Source organism: Vogesella oryzagri (assembly GCF_040148885.1).
Classification (GTDB): Bacteria; Pseudomonadota; Gammaproteobacteria; order Burkholderiales; family Chromobacteriaceae; genus Vogesella; species Vogesella oryzagri.
Genome location: NZ_JBEFLD010000003.1, coordinates 150,909 through 170,606 on the forward strand (window position 1 = coordinate 150,909; position 19,698 = coordinate 170,606).

17 protein-coding genes and 1 pseudogene are annotated in these 19,698 nt (G+C 65.4%); 7 read left to right on the top strand and 11 right to left on the bottom strand.

Annotated elements, in window-relative coordinates; all coding sequences use genetic code 11:
* Position 1: 1 nt before the first annotated feature.
* The 4 genes from ssuD (at position 2) to ABNW52_RS06015 (ending at position 3,575) form a co-directional block, all read left to right on the top strand.
* The gene (gene ssuD, locus ABNW52_RS06000) at positions 2 to 1,141 is read left to right on the top strand and encodes an FMNH2-dependent alkanesulfonate monooxygenase (RefSeq protein ID WP_349585412.1); all 1,140 of its coding nucleotides are present in this window, start codon (positions 2 to 4) and stop codon (positions 1,139 to 1,141) included.
* Between the two features lie 9 nt (positions 1,142 to 1,150).
* Positions 1,151 to 1,936: an aliphatic sulfonate ABC transporter permease SsuC gene (ssuC, locus tag ABNW52_RS06005; RefSeq protein ID WP_349585415.1), complete on the top strand. Its 786-nt coding sequence runs from the start codon at positions 1,151 to 1,153 to the stop codon at positions 1,934 to 1,936.
* Between the two features lie 10 nt (positions 1,937 to 1,946).
* Positions 1,947 to 2,735, top strand: a complete 789-nt coding sequence (locus tag ABNW52_RS06010) for an ATP-binding cassette domain-containing protein (RefSeq protein ID WP_349585418.1) — start codon at positions 1,947 to 1,949, stop codon at positions 2,733 to 2,735.
* A gap of 261 nt (positions 2,736 to 2,996) precedes the next feature.
* A complete protein-coding gene (locus ABNW52_RS06015; RefSeq protein ID WP_349585420.1) occupies positions 2,997 to 3,575 on the top strand; it encodes an RBBP9/YdeN family alpha/beta hydrolase in 579 nt (192 codons plus the stop codon).
* 44 nt (positions 3,576 to 3,619) lie between these two features.
* Here the strand turns inward: ABNW52_RS06015 and ABNW52_RS06020 are convergent, their stop codons facing one another.
* Positions 3,620 to 4,135 carry a methylated-DNA--[protein]-cysteine S-methyltransferase gene (locus tag ABNW52_RS06020; RefSeq protein WP_349585423.1) on the bottom strand — a complete coding sequence of 172 codons (516 nt, stop codon included), beginning with the start codon at positions 4,133 to 4,135 and terminating at the stop codon, positions 3,620 to 3,622.
* Positions 4,136 to 4,574: 439 nt separating this feature from the next.
* Here ABNW52_RS06020 and ABNW52_RS06025 point away from each other — a divergent pair, with 439 nt between their 5' ends.
* On the top strand, positions 4,575 to 5,054 hold the full coding sequence (locus tag ABNW52_RS06025) for a VOC family protein (RefSeq protein WP_349585426.1): 480 nt from the start codon (positions 4,575 to 4,577) through the stop codon (positions 5,052 to 5,054).
* A 59-nt stretch (positions 5,055 to 5,113) separates the two neighbouring features.
* On the opposite strand, the gene ABNW52_RS06030 is transcribed toward ABNW52_RS06025, so the two are convergent.
* Complete coding sequence (locus tag ABNW52_RS06030) at positions 5,114 to 6,028, bottom strand: LysR substrate-binding domain-containing protein (protein ID WP_349585428.1); 915 nt, start codon at positions 6,026 to 6,028, stop codon at positions 5,114 to 5,116.
* Between the two features lie 149 nt (positions 6,029 to 6,177).
* Between ABNW52_RS06030 and ABNW52_RS06035 the strand changes: the two genes are divergently transcribed.
* The gene (locus ABNW52_RS06035) at positions 6,178 to 7,488 is read left to right on the top strand and encodes an NAD(P)/FAD-dependent oxidoreductase (protein WP_349585430.1); all 1,311 of its coding nucleotides are present in this window, start codon (positions 6,178 to 6,180) and stop codon (positions 7,486 to 7,488) included.
* Positions 7,489 to 7,614: 126 nt separating this feature from the next.
* On the top strand, positions 7,615 to 8,745 hold the full coding sequence (locus ABNW52_RS06040; RefSeq protein WP_349585433.1) for a polyamine ABC transporter substrate-binding protein: 1,131 nt from the start codon (positions 7,615 to 7,617) through the stop codon (positions 8,743 to 8,745).
* Positions 8,746 to 8,945: 200 nt separating this feature from the next.
* Here the strand turns inward: ABNW52_RS06040 and ABNW52_RS06045 are convergent, their stop codons facing one another.
* The 9 genes and pseudogenes from ABNW52_RS06045 to ABNW52_RS06080 form a co-directional block, all read right to left on the bottom strand.
* On the bottom strand, positions 8,946 to 9,230 hold the full coding sequence (locus tag ABNW52_RS06045) for a BON domain-containing protein (protein ID WP_349585436.1): 285 nt from the start codon (positions 9,228 to 9,230) through the stop codon (positions 8,946 to 8,948).
* A gap of 152 nt (positions 9,231 to 9,382) precedes the next feature.
* Positions 9,383 to 10,114, bottom strand: a complete 732-nt coding sequence (locus tag ABNW52_RS06050; protein WP_349585438.1) for an oligogalacturonate-specific porin KdgM family protein — start codon at positions 10,112 to 10,114, stop codon at positions 9,383 to 9,385.
* Positions 10,115 to 10,353: 239 nt separating this feature from the next.
* Entirely contained in the window at positions 10,354 to 10,779 is a 426-nt protein-coding gene (locus ABNW52_RS18550; RefSeq protein WP_386107345.1) for a CZB domain-containing protein, read from the bottom strand.
* Positions 10,780 to 10,782: 3 nt separating this feature from the next.
* Positions 10,783 to 11,055: pseudogene (locus tag ABNW52_RS18555) on the bottom strand (methyl-accepting chemotaxis protein); the annotation flags it as partial.
* A gap of 684 nt (positions 11,056 to 11,739) precedes the next feature.
* Positions 11,740 to 12,063: a YdbL family probable chaperone protein gene (locus ABNW52_RS06060; protein WP_349585442.1), complete on the bottom strand. Its 324-nt coding sequence runs from the start codon at positions 12,061 to 12,063 to the stop codon at positions 11,740 to 11,742.
* Positions 12,064 to 12,072: 9 nt separating this feature from the next.
* A complete protein-coding gene (locus ABNW52_RS06065) occupies positions 12,073 to 12,249 on the bottom strand; it encodes a YnbE family lipoprotein (RefSeq protein ID WP_189372412.1) in 177 nt (58 codons plus the stop codon).
* Positions 12,246 to 14,924 carry an intermembrane phospholipid transport protein YdbH family protein gene (locus ABNW52_RS06070; protein WP_349585444.1) on the bottom strand — a complete coding sequence of 893 codons (2,679 nt, stop codon included), beginning with the start codon at positions 14,922 to 14,924 and terminating at the stop codon, positions 12,246 to 12,248. Before ABNW52_RS06070 ends, ABNW52_RS06065 begins: the two co-directional genes overlap by 4 nt.
* Before the next feature lie 3 nt (positions 14,925 to 14,927).
* Entirely contained in the window at positions 14,928 to 17,258 is a 2,331-nt protein-coding gene (locus tag ABNW52_RS06075) for a putative bifunctional diguanylate cyclase/phosphodiesterase (RefSeq protein WP_349585446.1), read from the bottom strand.
* 160 nt (positions 17,259 to 17,418) lie between these two features.
* Positions 17,419 to 19,614, bottom strand: coding sequence for a patatin-like phospholipase family protein (locus ABNW52_RS06080; RefSeq protein ID WP_349585448.1), 2,196 nt, complete (start codon positions 19,612 to 19,614; stop codon positions 17,419 to 17,421).
* Positions 19,615 to 19,698: the final 84 nt, after the last annotated feature.

Here is a 19,698-nt window from a genome sequence, read left to right on the forward strand (position 1 = left end):
CATGCAAGTTTTCTGGTTTTTCCCCACCCACGGCGACGGCCGTTATCTGGGCAGCGCCGAAGGCGCCCGTACCGTCGACCATGCCTACCTGACGCAGATTGCCCGCGCCGCCGACAGCCTGGGCTTTGACGGCGCGCTGATTCCCACCGGCCGCTCCTGCGAGGACCCGTGGGTCACCGCCGCCAGCCTGATTCCGGCCACCAAGCGCTTGAAATTCCTGGTGGCGGTGCGCCCGGGCATCATGTCGCCCACCGTGGCGGCGCGCATGGCTGCCAGTTTCGACCGCCATTCCAATGGCCGCTTGCTGGTCAACGTGGTGGCCGGTGGCGATCCGGTGGAGCTGGCCGCCGACGGCAGCTGGCTGCAGCACGACGAGCGCTACGAGGCGGCCAGCGAATTCCTGCAGGTGTGGAAGGGCGTGCTGGCCGGCGACACCGTGGATCTGGACGGCAAGCACATCAAGGTGCAGGGCGCGCAGCAGCTGTTCCCGCCGGTGAGCAAGCCGTACCCGCCGCTGTATTTTGGCGGCTCGTCCGACGCGGCGCATGAGCTGGCCGCCGAGCACGTCGACGTGTACCTGAGCTGGGGCGAGCCGCTGGACGAGGTGGCGCGCAAGATCGCCGACGTGAAGGCGCGCGCCGCCAAGCATGGCCGCACGGTGAAGTTCGGCATCCGCCTGCACGTGATCGTGCGCGAGAGCAACGAGGAAGCGTGGGCGGCGGCCGAGCGGCTGATCAGCAAGCTGGACGACGCCACCATCGCCCGCGCACAGCAGACGCTGGCGCGTGCCGACTCCGAAGGGCAGCGCCGCATGGCGGCGCTGCATGGTGGCCAGCGTGACCAGCTGGAGATCGCCCCCAATCTGTGGGCCGGCATCGGCCTGGTGCGCGGCGGCGCTGGTACCGCGCTGGTAGGCGATGGCGCCACGGTGGCCAAGCGCATGCAGGAATACGCCGACTTGGGCATCGACACCTTCGTGTTCTCCGGCTACCCGCACCTGGACGAAGCCTACCGCGTGGCCGAGCTGCTGTTCCCGCACCTGCCGGGCCGGCAGCAGCCGGGCAAGGCCGACGGCTTTGCCAGCCCGTTCGGCGAGATCGTCGCCAACCAGCACGTGCCCAAGTTGGCCGCCGCCTCATAAGGAACTGCCATGAGCCAGACATTGTTTCATCGCAATGCGCGCCGGGCTGTGCCCTGGCTGGTGCCGGCGGCGTTGCTGGCCGGCTGGCAGCTGGCCTCGCTGCAGGGCTGGCTGAACCACCGCGTGCTGCCGGCGCCCAGCGAGGTGCTGGCCGCCACCTGGCGGCTGGCCGCCAGCGGCGAGCTGCTGCGTCATCTGGCCAGCAGTTTTGGCCGCGCCGCCAGCGGCTTTGCCATCGGTGCCGGCCTGGGGCTGGTGCTGGGGCTGATTGCCGGCCTGTCACGCTTTGGCGAGGCGCTGTTCGATACCACGCTGCAGATGCTGCGCAACATCCCGCCGCTGGCGATCCTGCCGCTGGTGATCCTGTGGTTCGGCATCGACGAAAGCGCCAAAGTGTTCCTGGTGGCATTCGGCACGCTGTTTCCGGTGTACCTCAACACCTACCACGGCATCCGCTCGCTGGACCCGGCGCTGCTGGAAATGGCGAAAAGCTACGGTGTCAGCGGCGGCGCGCTGTTCCGCCACGTGGTGCTGCCCGGGGCCTTGCCGTCGATTCTGGTCGGCGTGCGCTACGCGCTGGGCATCGCCTGGATCATCCTGATCGTGGCAGAAACGTTGGCCGCCAGCAGCGGCATCGGCTATCTGGCCGCCAACGCCCGCGAGTTCATGCAAACCGACATCGTGGTGCTGTCCATCCTGCTGTATGCGCTGCTGGGCAAGGCAGTGGATGTGGCGGCGCGGGCGCTGGAGCGGCGCTGGCTGCAATGGCACCCGTCCTACCTGACCACTCATTGAGGAGACGAGCATGAAACCCGACGACCTGCCGCCGCAACACGGCATCCATATCGCCGGCCTGCAACGCCGCTTCGGTGCACGCAGTGTGCTGGAGGCGCTGGATCTGCACATTCCGCCCGGCCAGTTTCTGGCCATTGTTGGCCGCAGCGGCTGCGGCAAGAGCACCTTGCTGCGGCTGCTGGCCGGGCTGGATGCGCCGGATGGCGGCCGCCTGCTGCAGCCGGCCGGACAAACCGTGCGCGTGATGTTCCAGGACGCGCGCCTGCTGCCGTGGAAATCGGTGCTGGACAATGTGACGCTGGGGCTGGGGGGCGACGGCCGCCAACGGGCGCTGGCGGCGCTGGCCGAAGTCGGTCTGGCCGACCGCGCCGGCGAGTGGCCGGTGCGGCTGTCCGGCGGCCAGCGTCAGCGCGTGGCGCTGGCAAGGGCGCTGGTGCATCAGCCGCAACTGCTGCTGCTGGACGAGCCGCTGGGGGCGCTGGATGCGCTGACGCGGCTGGAAATGCAGGGCCTGATCGAGCGCTTGTGGCGGGCGCACGGCTGCACCACGGTGCTGGTCACCCATGACGTAGCCGAGGCGGTGGCACTGGCCGACCGCGTGGTGCTGGTGGAAGCCGGCAAGGTGGCGCTGGATGTGAGCATCGACCTGCCGCGCAGCCGTCAGCATGGAGATGCCCGCTTTGTGGCGTACGAGCAGCACATCCTGCAGCGCGTGCTGCAGGGGCCGGCGCACGCTGCGACCGACTTGCCGGCCAGTGTCGAGTCGTACCGCTTCTCGCAGCTCAACTGGGCGCTGTAGGGCGACAAGGCAGGAGCACGGATGGTGGCACCGGCCGCTGTCCGTGCTGCCATGTGTTCACGTCGGTTCCTGCCGCGCTGCGGCGGCGTTGCTGGCGGCGTGGGCAAGGTTGGCCGCAGCCGGGCAGCTCCGCCGATTCGGCCGGTGTGCGGCAAGTGTACTTGCTTATTTGTTTTTGAAATAACAAAACAAATTTTAAGTATTTTTGGAAATATGCAGGTCGCGATACAGTGCCGGCAGACAATTGCCATGGAGCACACCATGCCCCCCGATTTTGCCGCTTTCGATTTCATCATCCAGCCCGGCTGGAACAACTCACCGCCGGAACACTGGCAAAGCCACTGGCAACAGCTGTTGGGCGCACAGCGGGTGGGTAACCACGAGTGGTTTGCCCCGCAGCTGCACGACTGGCTGCAGGCGCTGGACGAGGCGGTGGCGGCCGCCAGCAAGCCGGTGATCGTCATCGCCCACAGCCTGGGTTGCGCCACGGTGGCGCATTACGCCGCCCGCCACGGCAAACGTCTGGCTGGGGCGCTGCTGGTGGCGCCGGCCGACGTGGAACGCGCCAGCGCCCCGGCCCAGCTGCAGCCGTTTGCGCCGCTGCCGGACGCGGCGCTGCCGTTTCCATCGCTGGTGGTGGCTAGCGACAACGACCCGTTCAGCCTGCCACTGCGCAGCGTGCGCATGGCGACGCGCTGGCACAGCCGGCTGTACTGGCTGCCGCGGGCCGGGCACATCAACGTGGCTTCTGGCCACCAGCACTGGGAACAGGGGCTGGACTACCTGCGCGAGCTGATCGCCGACATCCGCGCCGCCACGCCGCAGGCGGCGTCTGCCTGAGGCGGCGGCGCGTCAAGGTTGGCCGCAAGCGGGTAGGGGATGGCTTACAGGAACAGCGCCGGCGGGGTGTGGCTCAGCTCGAACTGCAGCAGCGTGGCCTTCAGCGGCAGGCCGCCGGCATAGCCGGTGAGCTTGCCATCGCTGCCGATCACGCGGTGGCAGGGCACGATCAGCGCGATGGGGTTGGTGGCATTGGCGCGGCCAACGGCGCGCGCGGCGCCGGGGTCGCCGACGCGGCGCGCCAGCTCGCCATAGCTGATGGTGGTGCCGTAGGGGATGCGGCACAGCTCGGCCCACACCTTGTGCTGGAAGTCGCTGCCGACGGCGGCCAGCGGCAGGGTGAATTCGCGGCGCATGCCGGCGTCGTACTCAGCCAGCTGGCGTGCCACCTCGGCCACGGCGGCATCGTCGCGCGGTGTGCCGTGGTGATGGGCGCGTTCCAGCTCGCGTGCAACGTTGAACTCCAGCCGTTGCAGCGCGCCGGTTTTGTCTAGCCACGCGGCCACGGTGCCAAAGCGGGTGTCGATCAGGCCGTAGCAGGCGGCGATGCGGTTGCTCATGGTGGTGTCGTGCCGGATTTTCTGATGGCGGAACAATACCACCATGGTTTTTGACGGTGCATTTTTGTTTCCTGGGTCAGCGCGGCAGGGGGCGTTATCCCGCAGGGCTGGCGCCGGCATGGGCACCTTGGCCGACTGCCAACGCCGCCGCCGGGCCACCGGCCGCGGCGAGAAATCACTTGGCAGATAGTCTGGCAAGCATGTGCTGGCGAGCGACGCCGCGGCGCTGCTGGCAGCCGCTGGGAAGCGCCCCATGCGGCGTCTACAATCAAGCAGATAGCAGCCGGCTCGGCATTGCGACTCGTTCTGGTGGCCGACAAAGGCGCCACGACCATCTGCCGCCATATTGGCGCCCGAGTTCAAGGTCAGCGGCGCTGTCAGCCTGCAGTGGTGGCACCGGTAGCGGCTGCCCGGTATCAAACTTGCCAGGAGACACCAAGTGAGTAGCAAGAACACGATCTGCTTGTGGTTCGACCGCGATGCCTTCGATGCCGCCACTTTCTATGCCGCAACCTTTCCGGACAGCGCTGTGGGCACCGTGCTGCGCGCGCCGGGTGACTATCCGGCCGGCAAGCAGGGCGATGTGCTGACGGTCGAATTTACAGTCGCCGGCATTCCCTGTCTTGGCTTGAACGGCGGCCCGTATTGCACGCACAGCGAGGCGTTCTCGTTTCAGATTGCGACCGACGACCAAGCCGAAACCGACCGCCTGTGGCAGGCGATCGTCGGCAACGGCGGCGAGGAGAGTGAATGCGGCTGGTGCAAGGATCGCTGGGGTTTGTCATGGCAGATCACCCCGCGGGCCCTGATCGCCGCGATCAGCGACCCCGATCCCGCTGCGGCCAAGCGCGCCTTCGACGCGATGATGACGATGCGCAAGATCGACATCGCCGCCATCGAGGCGGCACGCCAGGGTTAAGACCACACAGCCCACTGCTGGCGGCTATCGCCTGGACGGTCCGGCGGCCAAGCCGCCGGCTACTCCCGATCTGGCCTGGCCCCGGCATCCCCCGCCGACTGCTGTGCAAACCACTGCAGGATGCGCTGCCGGGCTGGATGCAGCGCGCCATTGCTCTGTAGCCACAGCGTATAGACGCCGTGGGTGGGTAATGGTGTGCCGAAGGGGATAATCAGCGCACCACGATTGATCAGATCTTGCGCCAGGGTCAGGTCGGTCATCGCCACGCCCAGGCCGCGGGCGGCCGCATCCATCGCCAGCTCGTCCAGATTGAAGGTGAGGTGCTTGTAATCCTTGGCCGACAACGCCCCATTGGCCTGTAACCAGGCCGTCCATTCATGCTGGCCGGTGGAGCCGTGAATCAGCGGGAATTGCGCCAATTCCGCCAGCGACTGCGGCGCCGGTTTGCCGTTGACGCAGCTGGGCGCGCACACCGGCACCAGGATTTCCTCGAACAGGGTATGGAAGGTCGGCTCGGCCGGCAGTTCCGGGCGGTAAAGAATATAGGCGTCGCAGTCGCCCGATGGCTCGACCAGCTCCGTGGCGACGGTCTCGATCGACAGCGACAGATCGGGATGGCGGGCATAGAAATCGGTTAGCCGCGGCAATAGCCAGCGTACCGCCAGCGACACGAAAATGCGGATGCGGAAAGGCCGTTCGCGCGGTGTTATCCGTTCATCAAGCATCTGCAGTTCTCGGAGTACCTTGCGCGCGGTTTCCAGCACCGCTTCGCCCTGTGCCGTCAGTTGCACATTGCGGCTGCTGCGAATGAACAGCGGCACCCCGTAATGGCTTTCCAGTTGCTGAATCTTCCGGCTCACCGCGCTCTGGGTCAGGTGCAGCTTTTGTGCCGCCTCGGTGAAGTTGCCAGCTTCCGCCACCAGCGACAGCGCCTGCATGGCCAGAATTGACGGTGGGCGATAGAGTTTATCCATGCGTTTTCAGAATAGAAGAATGAATTTATAACGTTAGATTGTCGCAAAAACTCGCCATATATTAGCCACAAAGCGCAAGGGCATGCCGGCGATTGATGCAAATTGTGCATGCAATTGGTTGGCATGATCGTCAGTATCGTAGAGGGGTAATGGGTATGCTCGAAAATGTATGCGGCTGGATCGCTCAGGCAGGCGTCTCGCCTTGTGCTGCGCGCCTGCAAGGCAAGCAGAAAGCCGATTGGCTGGTCATCGGGGGCGGCTATACCGGGTTGTCGGCAGCACATACGCTGGCCGAACTGCATCCGCAGGCGCGCATTATCGTGGTTGATCGCCAGCGCGCCGCCCAGGGCGCATCGGCGCGGAACTCCGGCTTCGTGGTGGCCTACGAGCGGCCCGAGGCGGAGGAGCTGGCCGGGCGGCGGCTGAATGAGCAGTACCACGCGGCAAGCGCCATCGGCCGGGCCGCCAGTGCCGAGCTGCATCGACGCGTGGTGGGACTGGGCATTGAGTGCGAGCTGAGCGATGACGGCTATTTTTTCGCGGTGCGCGACCCGGCCAAGCTGGCAGAGGCGGAACGCCAGGTGCAAACCTTGCGTGAAGCCGGGGCAAGAGCCGAGCTGCTGGAAGGCGCGGCGTTGTCGCAGCGGCTGGGTACCGCCTTCTACCAGGCGGCAATCTGGTGCCGGGGCGGCAACGGCTTGCTGCAGCCCGCCAAGTACGCCAAAGGGCTGCTGGATGCCTTGCCGGCGAATGTGGTGCTGTACGAGAACACCGCGATCACCGCGCTGGAGCGTTTGCCCGGTGGCGGCATCCGCGCCCGCGCCGACAGCGGCGATATCGAGGTCGGGCAGGTGCTGGTGTGTGTGGGGCCATTCTCGGCGCGGTTGGGGCTGGCCGACAGCGCGGTGTTTCCGCTGGAACTCAGCGCCTCCCTCAGCCGGCCCTTGCGCGACGACGAGTATGCCCGCCTGCACAACGCGCCGGCCTGGGGCGTGCTGTCGACCCGGCCAGGCGGGGCCACGCTGCGCCTGACGCCAGACCGGCGGCTGCTGATTCGCAATACCGTGGAATATCGCCTCCGAGACCTTGCCGGCCACTCGCTACAGCAACGACGCGCCCGGCATCTGCAAGGCCTGCAGCGCCGTTTTCCCTGGATGAACGACGAGCATCTGCAGTTCACCTGGACGGGGCACCTGAGCGCCACGCGCTCCGGCGAGCCGCGTTTCGCCAAACTCGCCGAAGGTATTTATGGCGCCAGCGGTTGCAATGGCTCCGGCGTGGCACGCGGCACGCTGTGGGGGCGGCTGCTGGCGGAGATGGCGTCGGGCAGTCAGTCCGCGTTGCTGAGCGCGGTGCTCGAGCAGGCGCAGCCGGGCTGGCTGCCACCCCGGCCGTTCTTCGATATCGGTGCGGCGATACGTCTGCAATATGAGGTGTATCGGGCCAGAACAGAGTCTTGAGCGCGGGCGGCGGCAAACGGCTGCCGCTCGGCTGATGGTTACCAGACCGCCACAAAGGGCGCGGTGTCGCGGAGCTTTCCCGGCGCCACGGCCCGGCTTACATCACTACCCAACAAGGAACACATCATGCGCGTTTGTCCCCCTGCAACCAGCCTGCGCCGCGCGTTTGTCGCTGGCGCCGTCATCACCGCCGCCATGGCGCTACTGCTGCCCGCTGCTGCCCAGGCGGCCGATACCGAACTGAACGTGTACAACTGGTCGGACTACATCGCCAAGGACACCATCGCCAATTTCGAGAAGCAGACCGGCATCCACGTACGCTACGACAACTACGACAGCAACGACACGCTGCAGGCCAAGCTGCTCACCGGCCGCTCCGGCTACGACATCGTGGTGCCATCGTCGAACTACATGGCGAAACAGATTCAGGCCGGCGTGTACCTGAAGCTCGACAAGTCGAAGCTGCCGAACCTGAAACACCTCAACCCGCTGCTGATGCAGATGGTGGCGGATGCCGATCCGGGCAACCAGTACGCGGTGCCCTGGGCGTTTGCGGTCACCGGCATCGGTTATAACGTGCAGGCGGTGCAGAAGCTGCTGGGCACTAAGGCGCCGGTCGACAGCTGGGCGCTGGTGTTCGATGCGGCCAACCTGGCCAGGCTCAAGAGCTGTGGCGTCTCCTTCCTCGACGGGCCGGTGCAGGTGTTTGCTGCCGCGCTGCAGTACATGCACAAGGACCCGAACAGCACCAATCCGGCGGACTACCAGGCTGCGTTCGAGATGCTGAAGAAAGTCCGCCCCTACATCACGCAGTTCAGCTCGTCCGGCTACATCAACGACCTGGCTCACCGTGATGTCTGTGTGGCGATCGGCTTCAGTGGCGACGTCAGTATCGCGCGCCGGCGCAGTACCGAAACCAAGCGTCCCTACGACATCAGGTTTGCCCACATGAAGGAAGGCGGGCTGCTGGCGTTCGACATGATGGCGATACCGAAGGATGCGCCGCACCCGGAGGCGGCGCTGAAGTGGATCAACTTCATCCAGGAGCCGAAGATCAACGCCGCCATCACCAACGAGGTGTTCTACCCGACGGCCAACCACACGGCACGCCAGTACGTGACACCGGCCATTGCGCAGGATTCGGCGGTCTACCCGCCGGACAGTGCCTACAAGAAGATGGCGCTGCTGAAGCCCAAGCCGATCGACATCGTACGGCTCGAAATCCGCCTGTGGCAGCAGCTGAAGACCCAGAAGTGATGCGCTGAGGCCGGCGGCGCGGGATGGGCGTTACGCGCACGCCGGCCACGGCAAGGTTGGCCGCATGCCGCCGGCGGCATCTGGCGTCGCAGAACGGCCGCGCGCAGCAAAAAAGAGACCACGGGGGTCTCTTTTTTTTTGCGGGCCAGCGTAAGCGTGTGGCGGCTGCGGCCAACCTTTTGGCGTGGGCAGTGTGTGGCTTACTGCTTCGGCATGATGTTGTTGAACACGAATTTCACCCCAGCCACCTTCTCGGCAATCATGCCCACTTCTGCCATTTGCAGGCCCTGATCCACCGCGCCGTCGATGGTGACATTGCCATCCTTGCTGCTGACTTTCAGGTTGAAGGCTTTCAGCGTGGCCGAGCTGTCGATGGCGGCCTTCACATCGCTGCTCAGTTTCAGGTCTTCGGCTTCACCGGCAAACGCCGCCACAGAGGAGGCCAGCAGTACGGCAGCAGCGGACAGACGAATCAGGGTTTTCATGTGTTTTCTCCCGTAGGGTTATGGCTCCAATGTCGGAGCTTGATGACCGGGATGCTACAGTTCAAATGTTACAAATAAATGTAGGAGTTAAATAAGACTACGACATAAACATTGGCCGTGGTAACTAGCCGCCGGCCAATGTTGAACTTTAATTAGAAGCTATAGCTTACGCCAACACGCACTCGCCAATCGTCTTTCAATAGCTTTGTGTTGCTCGGGTCTTTTACTTCACCCAAATAGCCGATTTCGGTATAGGCTTTTACCTCTTTGGTGAATTTATAACCAACACCAAAATTATGCTCGAAGTAGTCCTTGCCGCCATCATCATAATGGAAGTCATTCAACTTTCGATCCCAGCGCACATTGTAATAAGCATCGGTGGTGTCATTGAATGTCTTGCGCAGCCATGCGTCAGTACGTACGGTGCTGTCATCATCTTGCTGGCCATGCAGGTTCTTCTTGGTCCAGGTTTTTTTCTCATAACGGACACGACCGTCCAGGCGCCAGCCTGGAGCAAAGGTCCAGTTGGCTTGAATACCGGGCTTGAATGTATCGTTTCGAGTGCCATCACCCACATCCTTGGCGGTATCGTACAGAAACAGCGGCGTGATGGTCAGTGCATCGCTGAGCTTGTACTTGTAATACAGCTGAAACTCGGTATCTTTCCAGCGGGCCTGATCAATTCCGGCATCATTGGTGCTGCTGTTGTCGATGGTGTATTCGATGCTGCCACCAATTCCATTGGCCCAATCATTGCTCAATAGCATGCGGCTTTCATATTTTTCTACGCCGGTACGATAACCTTGGCGATAATCAATGCTTGCTGCATTAGCATACGCACCCCAGGCGGCAAAGATCAAGAGGCTCAGGTTTTTGATTTTCATCGGTTTATTTCCCTTGTTTGAAAGCTTTTCAGGTTTGAATAATTAAATTGGGTTTAACATAATGCAAGAGTTGCTATGTCCGAATCCAATTGAATTTACCTGATGGAAATGAAAGCAGTGTGACAGAGAAATTACGCATGGCCATATATTAAAAGTTGTGACTGTCGCGTGATGAGTGTTGTGCTGAAAAATCAACAGTATTGTTCAGCAATGCCTACTGATGCGATGCCGATGGCTGATCATTTTCTTGTTTGAGACTCCCCCAGCAGCCGCCCCAGCCCGGCCATCACGTTCAGGTTGGCGTTTTCCATCTGCGCCAGTGCCGCCAGCGCGCCCGGCACATCGCCGTCGTGGTAGCGTTCCAGCGCACGGCGGGCATGGTCGTGTACCGCCTGGTGTGGCGCGGCCATGTCGCGGTAGGCGGCCTGGCCGGCAAACTGCGCCTTGCCGTCGCCGGAAAAATACCACTGCCCCAGCCGGCACTGGGTCTCGTCCGGCAGGGCCTCGGGGGCCAGTGCGGTCAGCCCCAGCAGCGCCTTGTAGACTTCCAGCTTCAGCAGCAGCTCCTCGATATTGGCCAGTTCGACATTGGCCAGCCGCGCCGACACGCCGATGGATTGCTGCATGCGCTGCGACAGCTCCAGCAGCCGCTGCATGCTGTGCATGGCGTCGGCGCTGCTGGCACTGTGGCTGGCGGCATCGCCGGCGCCGCTTTGCATGATGGCGCGGGCGGTGCCGGTATCGCTGCGGATGGCGGCCACCAGGGTGCTGATCTCGCTGGTGGCATTGGCGGTGCGTTCGGCCAGTTTGCGCACTTCGTCTGCTACCACGGCAAAGCCGCGACCGGCTTCACCGGCACGGGCGGCCTCGATGGCGGCATTCAGTGCCAGCAGGTTGGTCTGCTCGGCAATATCCTTGATCAGCTGCACGATGCCGCCAATTTCGTCGGCGCGGCGCGCCAGCCCTTCCACGCTGTCGCTGGCAGCGGTAATGCGCGCGGTCATCGCCTGCAGGTTGGCCGCAATGCTTTCGAACGCGCTGCGGTTGGCGCCGGATTCACTGGCGGCGGCCTGGGCGGTGAGCAGCTCGTCGGCCAGGTGGCCGGACAGGCCGCCAAACGATTGCTGGATGCCGGTCAGCGATTCGCCAAAGCGCGGCAGGCTGGCCAGCACCCCGTCCAGCAGTTGCTGGTGGCGGGCCATGTCCTGCTGTGCGGCAGCCTGGGCGGCCAACTGTTGCTGGCTGTCGGCCAGCGCCTGCTGCAGTGCCTGATTCTGGGCCTGCAAGATGGCGTTTTCCGCCAGCGTGGCGGCCAGTGCTTCGCGGGTTTTGGTGCCGAACATGATGCCTCCGTGGCGTAGCTGTAATGTTGAGTAATTTACTCTGGTATTGCCGGCGGCCAAATTGACCGCGCTCAAGCCCAGCCGTCATGGCCGGCGCGCAAAACAAAACAGCCAGACTCTGGTCTGGCCGTGCTGGCGGCGGGTAGGGGGCCTGCCCGCTGCGGCGCAAGTGATTGCGCTCCTGCGCCGGCAACGTGCAACCCTCAGGCATGCCAGCGCATGGGGAAACCAGCCATCGCCACTGCCAGCTTCAGGCTGGCGCTGACGCCGGCACCGGCGGGCTTACTTCTTTACCCACTGGCCGTTGGGAGCCTTGACGTAGCTGCCGGGCGGGGTTTTTTCGATGGCTTTCTGGCCGGCCAGTGTGGCGACCTGGTCCAGGGTGGTGCCGTTTTTCTTGGCGATGGCGTCATAGGCCTCGCGGCGCTTGGCGTTGATGTCTGCTGCCAGCGAGACCGCTTCCGGAGTGGCCTTCACCACGCCCAGATAGCCATCCGGTTGCTCACCGACCAGGCCCTGCGCCTTGGCGCCGCCCACGTCCAGTGCCATTGCCAGGCTGCTGCAGACCAGCAGGCCAATTGCCATCCATCGTGCTGCCGTTTTCATGCTGTGCTCCTAGAACAGTCCGCTGTCGGTGGTGAGGTTATCGATGTCTTTTTCCACCTTGAGGCGGATTTCGTGATCGATCTTCACGTTCAGGTTGATGGTGATGGGCTCCTTTGGCACTTCCAGCGCCACCCGCGGGGTGCAGGCGGCCAGTGCCAGGAGCGGTATCAGCCAGACGGGTTTCATGGCGAAGTCTCCGGTGTGGGGTTGCGCGTGGTGGCCGATTGCTTGCGGCTGAGCACACGGCGGGATATTTCATCTCCGATACGCAGGCTGCGTAACAGTTCCAGCACATTTTCACTGTGGCTGTAATTTAGGACTACCGGTTGGCGGTTTTGTTTGGGATTGACCCCTTTCAGCGTCACCTGGGCATCCAGTAATCCGTTCTGCTGCATGGCCAGCCTGGCCTGGAAGTCGTTGACATCCAGCTCGCTGAGCATGTCCAGTGCCAGCTGCACCGCCCGGTTGGATTGTGCCATGGCGGTTACCCCGGCGGTGGCCGGCACGCGCAGGGTCAGCTCGCCCTCGTTGCGCAGCAGCCCGTCCTGCAGTGCCACTCCGCCCGGCAGCAGCTGCACTGGCAGGGTGCCGCCGACGCGACCGGTGAGCTGCACCGTGGGTTGCGGGTCGTTTTGCAGTGCCGCCACGGCGGCCAGGTCCAGCTGCTGAACGGTCACGGTCTGGAAGGCGCTGGACGGCCAGTGCAGGCTGTCGGCCTGCAGGCTGCCGCCCAGCAGCTTGGCACGTACGGCGCCTAGCTGCCAGTCCTGCAGGTCGGAACGCAGGGTGAGCGATACATCCTGCAGCAGGGTGCCGACATCCAGCTGCGCCAGCTGTAGCGGGCCATCGCTTTGCAGCTGCAGCTGGCCGGGGCGTGCGGCCAACGTTAGCCGGCCACGGCCGCCGTTGGCGAGAATGCCGCCCCAGTCCAGCGCCACATCGCTCAGCCGCGCGTCACCGTTCAGCTGCCATTGTTTTTGCCATTGCCACTGCAGTGTGCCAGCCAGCTGCCCCTGCTGCAGGGTAACGCCCAGGCCGCGGCTCATGGCGGCGCTCAGTGGCGTATCCAGCTGTACGCTGCCGCTGGCACCCTGGCCACGGCGGCGTGCCTCCAGTTGCAACTTGCTGCGCCAGGCTGGCAGTTGCAGCTGGGCGCTGGCCTGCTGGCCGGCCAGTTGTAGCGTGCCGCCGACCGCTGGCAGCGTCCAGCGACTGGCCACGGCGCCGTCCGCGCTGAGCGCCAGCTGGCCGTGGGCGTTGCTGCCGTCAGTCAACAGCGCGCTGGCGGCCTGCAGGCTGAGCGGCTTCAGCAGCACGCCGCCGACGATGCCTTCGGCCACGCTCAGCTTGCTGCCGCTATCCAGCTGCCACTTGCCGGCGCTGCCGCGCCAGTTGGCCGCCAGTTGCAGCGCGCCACCGCGGCTGTAGAACGGCAGGCGGCTGTCGGCGCTGAGGATGCCTTGCCAGCCGGCCCCCAGCTGGCGGGCAGTCACGCTGCCCTTCAGCGGCCAGTCCTGATAGTGGCCGGCAACGCTGGCGCTCAGCGCCGGCTGGCGCGGGTCGAGGTGGTTGACCGGCAGGCTGATCGCCAGCGCCAGTGGTGGCTTGCTGACGTTCAGCTGTAGCGGGGCACCGTGCGCACCTTGCGGGTCGAGCTGGCCGCGCCACTGGCCGGCCAGCTGGTAGCCGGCATGGCGGCCAGCCAGCGCCAGCGCGCCTTGCCACTGCCAGCGGCCATCGCCCCAGCGCAGCGTGCCATCGTTACTGCTCAGCTGCAGCTGCTGGTAATCGAGGCGGAACGGCAGGCGGCTGCTACCGCTGGCGGTCAGCGGTAGTTGCCACGCTTGCGGCCAACTCAGGCGCAGGCCCTGTGGCAGGCGGGCGTCGCCGGCCGCCAGCGTCAGCTGCCGATCAGACCATTGCAGCGGAATGCGGGCGTGCAAGTCTTTGCCGTCCAGCTGCAGCAGGCCGCGGCCGCGTTGCAGACTCTGGCCCTGCGGGGTGAGTTGCAGCTGCAGCCGGCCTTGCGGCCCGCTGGCCAGTAGGTTGGCCTGCAGGCTGTGCACGCCGTCCAGATCGCCGCTGGCCTGCAGCGCCCGGCGCGGCTGCAGCAGCCAGCCGGCGGTCAGCGGCAGCGCTTGCGACAGCGTGGCGTGCAGCTGCCACTGGCGGTTGTGCAGTGTGGCCTGCAGGCGGGCATCGCCATGGCGGGCATCGCCTTGGTAACCGAGCTGGCGGCCATCGGCCTGCACGCTGGCGTGCAGCTGGCCCGGCAACCAGCGGCCGCTGCCATGCAGCTGCCAGTGCCCCAGCAGCTGCGGGGCCAGCCGCGCTGCGGCCAACATACCCTGTGCCTGCCACTGGCCGTTGTCGCGGCGGTAATCCAGCGCCAGCTTGTCGGCACCCTGTGCCAGCTGCGCCTGCCAGTGTTCGTTTTGTTGTGTGACTGCGACGGCCAGCGCCGGTAGGGCGGGGGCCTGCAGGCTGGCGATGCGCAGGCTGAATGACGGCAGTCCGGCGGGTGGCGGCGCCGGCAGCTGGCGTGGGCCAGGCTTGGCGCAGGATTGCAGCTGCAGTTGCTGCAGGGCGATGGTAAGCGGCTGCCAGCGCTCGATACGCAGGTCACGGCCCTGGGCGGCGACGCAATCCTGCTGGCGCCATTGCCATTGTGCCACCGTGGCGCCGCCGTCGCTCCAGCCCAGCCCCTGCAGCTGCAGCCCCTGTTGCTGCAGCCACCAGCGGGCAGTGGCCGCCGTGGCCAGCGCCAGTGCCAGCAACAGCAGCAGGGCAAGCAGCAGCCAGCGGTACCAGCGCGGCCGCGGCGGGCTGGGGGAGGCGGGCGGGGTGGCCGGCGTGGACATCGCTTACACCGCCGCCTGGAATTGCCGGCGCAGCAGGTCGAACTCGGCTTGTGGCAACGGCCGGCTGAACAAAAAGCCCTGGTAGGCCTGGCAATGGTGCTGTTGCAGGAAGTCCTGCTGCGCGCGGGTTTCCACGCCTTCGGCCAGTACCCGCAGCCCCAGGCCGGTGGCCATGGCGATGATGGTCTGCGCGATGATGGCATCGTTGCGGCTGTGCGGCAGATTGAGGATGAAGGACTTGTCGATCTTCAATTCGTCCAGCGGCAGGCGGGTCAGGTAGGCCAGCGAGGAGTTGCCGGTGCCGAAATCGTCCAGCGAGAACGAGATGCCCAGCCGGCGCAGCGCCTGCATCTTGTGCAGGGTGTCCTCCACATCGTCCAGCACCATGCTTTCGGTCAGCTCGATCATCAGCTGCGTCGGATTGGCGCCGCTGCTGGCAAGCGCGGCCTCGACCTGTGCCACGAAATCTGGCTGCCGGAACTGGCGGGCGCTGACATTCACCGACAGCTGCTGCAGCGCATTGCCGGCCTGCTGCCATGCGGCCAACTGGCGGCAGGCCTGCTGCAGCACCCACTGGCCGATGGGCAAGATCAGCCCGGTTTCTTCCGCCAGCGGGATGAACTGCCCCGGCGGCACCAGCCCGCGCTGCGGATGCTGCCAGCGCAGCAGTGCCTCGGCGCCGATCAGCTGGTGCTGGTTGTTGAGCTGCGCCTGGTAGTACAGCTGCAGCTGATCGTGCGCCAGCGCCTGGTACAGGTCGCTTTCCAGCTGGCTGCGTTCTTCCAGCGCCGTCTGCATCGACGGGTCGAAGAAGCGCAGCGTATCGCGGCCGTCGGTCTTGGCCTGATACATCGCCACATCGGCGTATTTCAGCAGCGATTCTGCCGATTCGCTGTGGCCGAGAAACAGCGCGATACCCAGGCTGGCGGTGGCGTGGAAGGTCAGCTCGCCGAGCTGGAACGGCAGCGCCAGCGCCTCGCGGATTTTTTCCGCCACCTGCTCGGCCTGAACGGCGGCTTCTTGCGCACTGCTGCCCAGGTTTTCCAGCAGCAGTACGAACTCGTCGCCGCCCAGGCGGGCGACGCTATCGCTTTCACGCACATGGCGGTTCAGCCGCAGCGCGGTTTCCACCAGCAGCTGGTCGCCGACGTGGTGGCCACGGGTATCGTTCAGGTTCTTGAAGTGATCCAGGTCCAGGAAGATCAGCGCGCCATAGTGGCGGCTGCGCTGGCTGGTGGCCAGCGCCTGGCGGATGCGGTCCTGCAGCAGGCGGCGGTTGGGCAGCTGCGTCAGCGGGTCGTAATAGGCCAGGCGGTGGATTTCGGCCTCGGCTTCGCGGTGGCTGGTGATGTCGGAGAAGGCGCCGACGAAATGGCTGATGTGGCCATCCTCGCCGCGTACCGCCGAGATGGTGAGCCAGGCAATGAACAGGCTGCCGTTCTTGCGCCGGTTCCACAACTCGCCCTGCCAGTAGCCATGTTCGTGGATCTGCTGCCACATGGCGCCGAAAAATGCCGGTTCGTGACGGCCGGATTTGAGCATGGCCGGGGTGTGGCCCAGCGCTTCCGCTGCGCTATAGCCGGTCAGCATGCTGAAGGCGCGATTGATGCGCACGATCATGCCGTCGGCCTGGGTCAGCAGCATGCCTTCCTGCGATTCGAAGGCGATGGCGGCAATGCGCTGCTCTTCCTCCAGCAGCTTGCGCGCGGTGATGTCGCGCGCGATGCCGAACAGGCCGCGCACCTGGCCCTGGCTGTCGTGCAACGGTCCCTTGGTGGACAGGAACACTACCTTGCCATCCACGGTGCTGACGGTTTCTTCAAAGGTCAGCGTGCGGTTTTCCGCCATCACGCACTGGTCGTTGCCGCGGATGGCCGGCAGCTCCGCCGCTGGGAACAGCAGGCTGTCATCCTGCCCCAGCACCGTGGCAGCGGCCTGGCCGGTGACGCGGGCGGCCTCGCGGCTGAACAGCAGATAGCGCCCCTCGGCGTCCTTGGCATAGATGGCGTCGGAGGAGTTGTCGCAGATTTCCGTCAGCAGGCGCTGGGCATCGGCTTGGGCCTGCAGCGCCGCCTGTTCGCGCCGCGCCAGCTGGGCGGCCAGGTCCAACTGGCGGTAGATCAGTCCGTACAGCAGCAGCGAGGTCACCGCCACGAACAGCCAGCCCTTGAGGGTGCTGACCAGGGTGAGCTTGGCCGGGTCCTGAAACAGCGCGGCGACCAGCTGGTCGGAAAACAGGATCCACAGCGCGGCAAACACGGCATAGACCACCACCGGGCGCAGCGATGACGGTGCGCTTAGGCGGGATGGTGGGGTGGCTTGGTCGTGCTTCATCGCATTCCTTGTGCGGCCACGGCCGGCGGCGGCAGCGCGCGGCTGGTGGCTTGCCCTGTGCTTACTGTAGTGCATGACGGCATGCGGTGACGCGGGGCGGCGGCCCAGCTTTGGCGGCGATCGCCGCTGTTGGCCGCCGCCGGCGTTGCCAGCGCGCGGCTCAATATTCCACTCCCAGGTTCAGGTAGCCGGTGAGGCGGCCGCCGCGGCTGTTGCCCACGCCGATGAACAGCGGCCCCAGCAGGGTGTCGGCGCCGACAAACAGCGTGCCGCCGGGCAACCAGCCGCTGTCGCGATCATTGGTGATCTGCGACCACATCTGGCCGATCTCGGCCGAGGCACCCAGGTACAGGCCGGTGCCGATGGCCGACGGCAGGCTGGCCACACGCCACGACATCATGCCACGGGCAAACAGCATCTGCCGGCCCAGCAGCTGCCCCGGCTGGTAGCCGGACAGATAGCGGAAGCCGCCCAGCTCGAACACATTATTGTTGTCGTCCGGGTTGCTGTAGCCACCGCGCAGGCTGAAATGCCAGCTGATGTCGCGCTGGTCGGTAGTGACGCTGTCCAGCGAAAACGAGCCGCTGGCGGGCGGGGTGTCCTCGCTGTCGCTGCGCGAACTGGGCGCGCGCGCCTCCAGCGTGGCGGCGTAACCGCTGCGCGGCCAGCGCGGGTTATCCAGCTGGTCCAGCGCCAGGCGCACGCGCAGGCCCTGTTCCTGGCTGTTGTAGTCATCCAGCGCGGCATTGGACGAGCCGACTGTCAGTTTCAGGTCGTCGCTGCTGCGATACCAGCCGGTGCGGATTTCGCCCATCTCGGCAAAGCGCCAGCCGACATCGGCATGCACGCTGCGGGTGCGGCGGCGGTATTCCGCCTCCGGTTGGTTGTCGGTGACGTACAGCGAGTAATCCTTCTCGCGATAGCTGCCGGACAGGCTGGCGAACAGTGGCGAGTTGGCCGCCAGCGGCTGATACCACTCGGCGCTGTAGGTTGGCTCCTCGCCGATCTTGGCCTCGGCCAGCAGGCTGCCGCCGGCATGGTTCAGCCAGCTGCGGCGGTACTCGCCCAGCAGCGAAAAGGTGGCATTGCCCTGCGAGCTGGAGCGCAGCTCCAGGCCGCCGCGCAGGTAGTTGGGGCCAGTGTTGCGTTCTACCGCCTGCACCTGGGCCACGGTCTGGCCATCCTGCGGCTGCAGGGTGTAATCCAGTTTTTCCAGATCGCCCTCGGCAAACACGTCCTGCAGGCGGCGATGGAAACTGCCCAGTCCCAGCTGGCGGTTGATGGCGAGCTTGTCGATCAGCGCGCCCGGCTCCACGAAGGCGAAGTCGCCGCTGACGTTGACCTGGTCGATGCGCGGCGGCGGGCTGCTGCTACGCGCCGCCTGCCATTGCCGGTAGGCCTCCGGGCTGGCGGCCAACGTTTGCAGCCGGGCCGCCACCGCGCGCGCGGCCTGGCGGCCGGCCTCGATGATCTGGCGGCTGGCGGCAAAGTCGGCCGGAGTGACTCCATCCAGCTGCGGGCGGATCAGGATGTCGTCCGCACCCAGCAGCGCCAGCGATTCCTTGCTATTGCGCGCCACCATCAGATAGGTGCTCTGGTCCAGCACATTGAGAAAGTTGTTCAGCTGCGCGCGCGGTACCGGCGGCGAGCCGACATCGATCACGATCAGCACATCGGCACAGCGGCCTTTCAGCTCCTCTACCGGCAACTGGCGTGCCATGCCGCCGTCCACCAGCAGGCGGCCGTCGGCCTCCACCGCCGAAAACATGCCGGGCACCGCCATGCTGGCGCGCATCGCCAGGCTCAGGTCGCCCTTGTCGAACACCACCGCCTCGCCGTTTTCCAGATCGGTGGCTACGGCGCGGAACGGAATGCTTAGATTGTCGAAACTGCTTTCGTTGCGGGCGTGGGTCAGCTGGCGGATGAACAGGTCGATGGCCTGGGCATTGATCGCCGCCGGTGGCAGGCGCAGCTTGCCGTCACGAAAGCCCAGGGTGAGGTCGAAGTAGTTCTTGCTGTCGTTGTGCTTGCGCTGGTAGGGCACATCCTCGCGCCGCGGCTTGCCGGCGAGCAGGGTGTCCCAGTCGGCACTGTTCAGCTGCTGCGCCAGCGTGTCCAGATCCTGGCCACTGGCATAGGCGCCGCCAATCAGCGCCCCGGCACTGGTGCCGGCAATGCAGCTGATCGGCACCTGCAGTTTTTCCAGCTCCTGCAGCACACCCAGGTGGGCAATGCCGCGCGCGCCGCCACCGCCCAGCACCACGCCGACGCGCGGCAGCGCGGCGGCATGCAGCGCCGGGGCGGCCAGCAGCAACGGCAGCAGCAGGGCTGCCAGTTTGGCGACAGAACGAATCATCACAAGCACATACCGTAAGTCACAAGTCGGCAGAGTATATACGGCAGTGCTGCCGATGACATTTGGCAATGCGGGCAAGTGGCG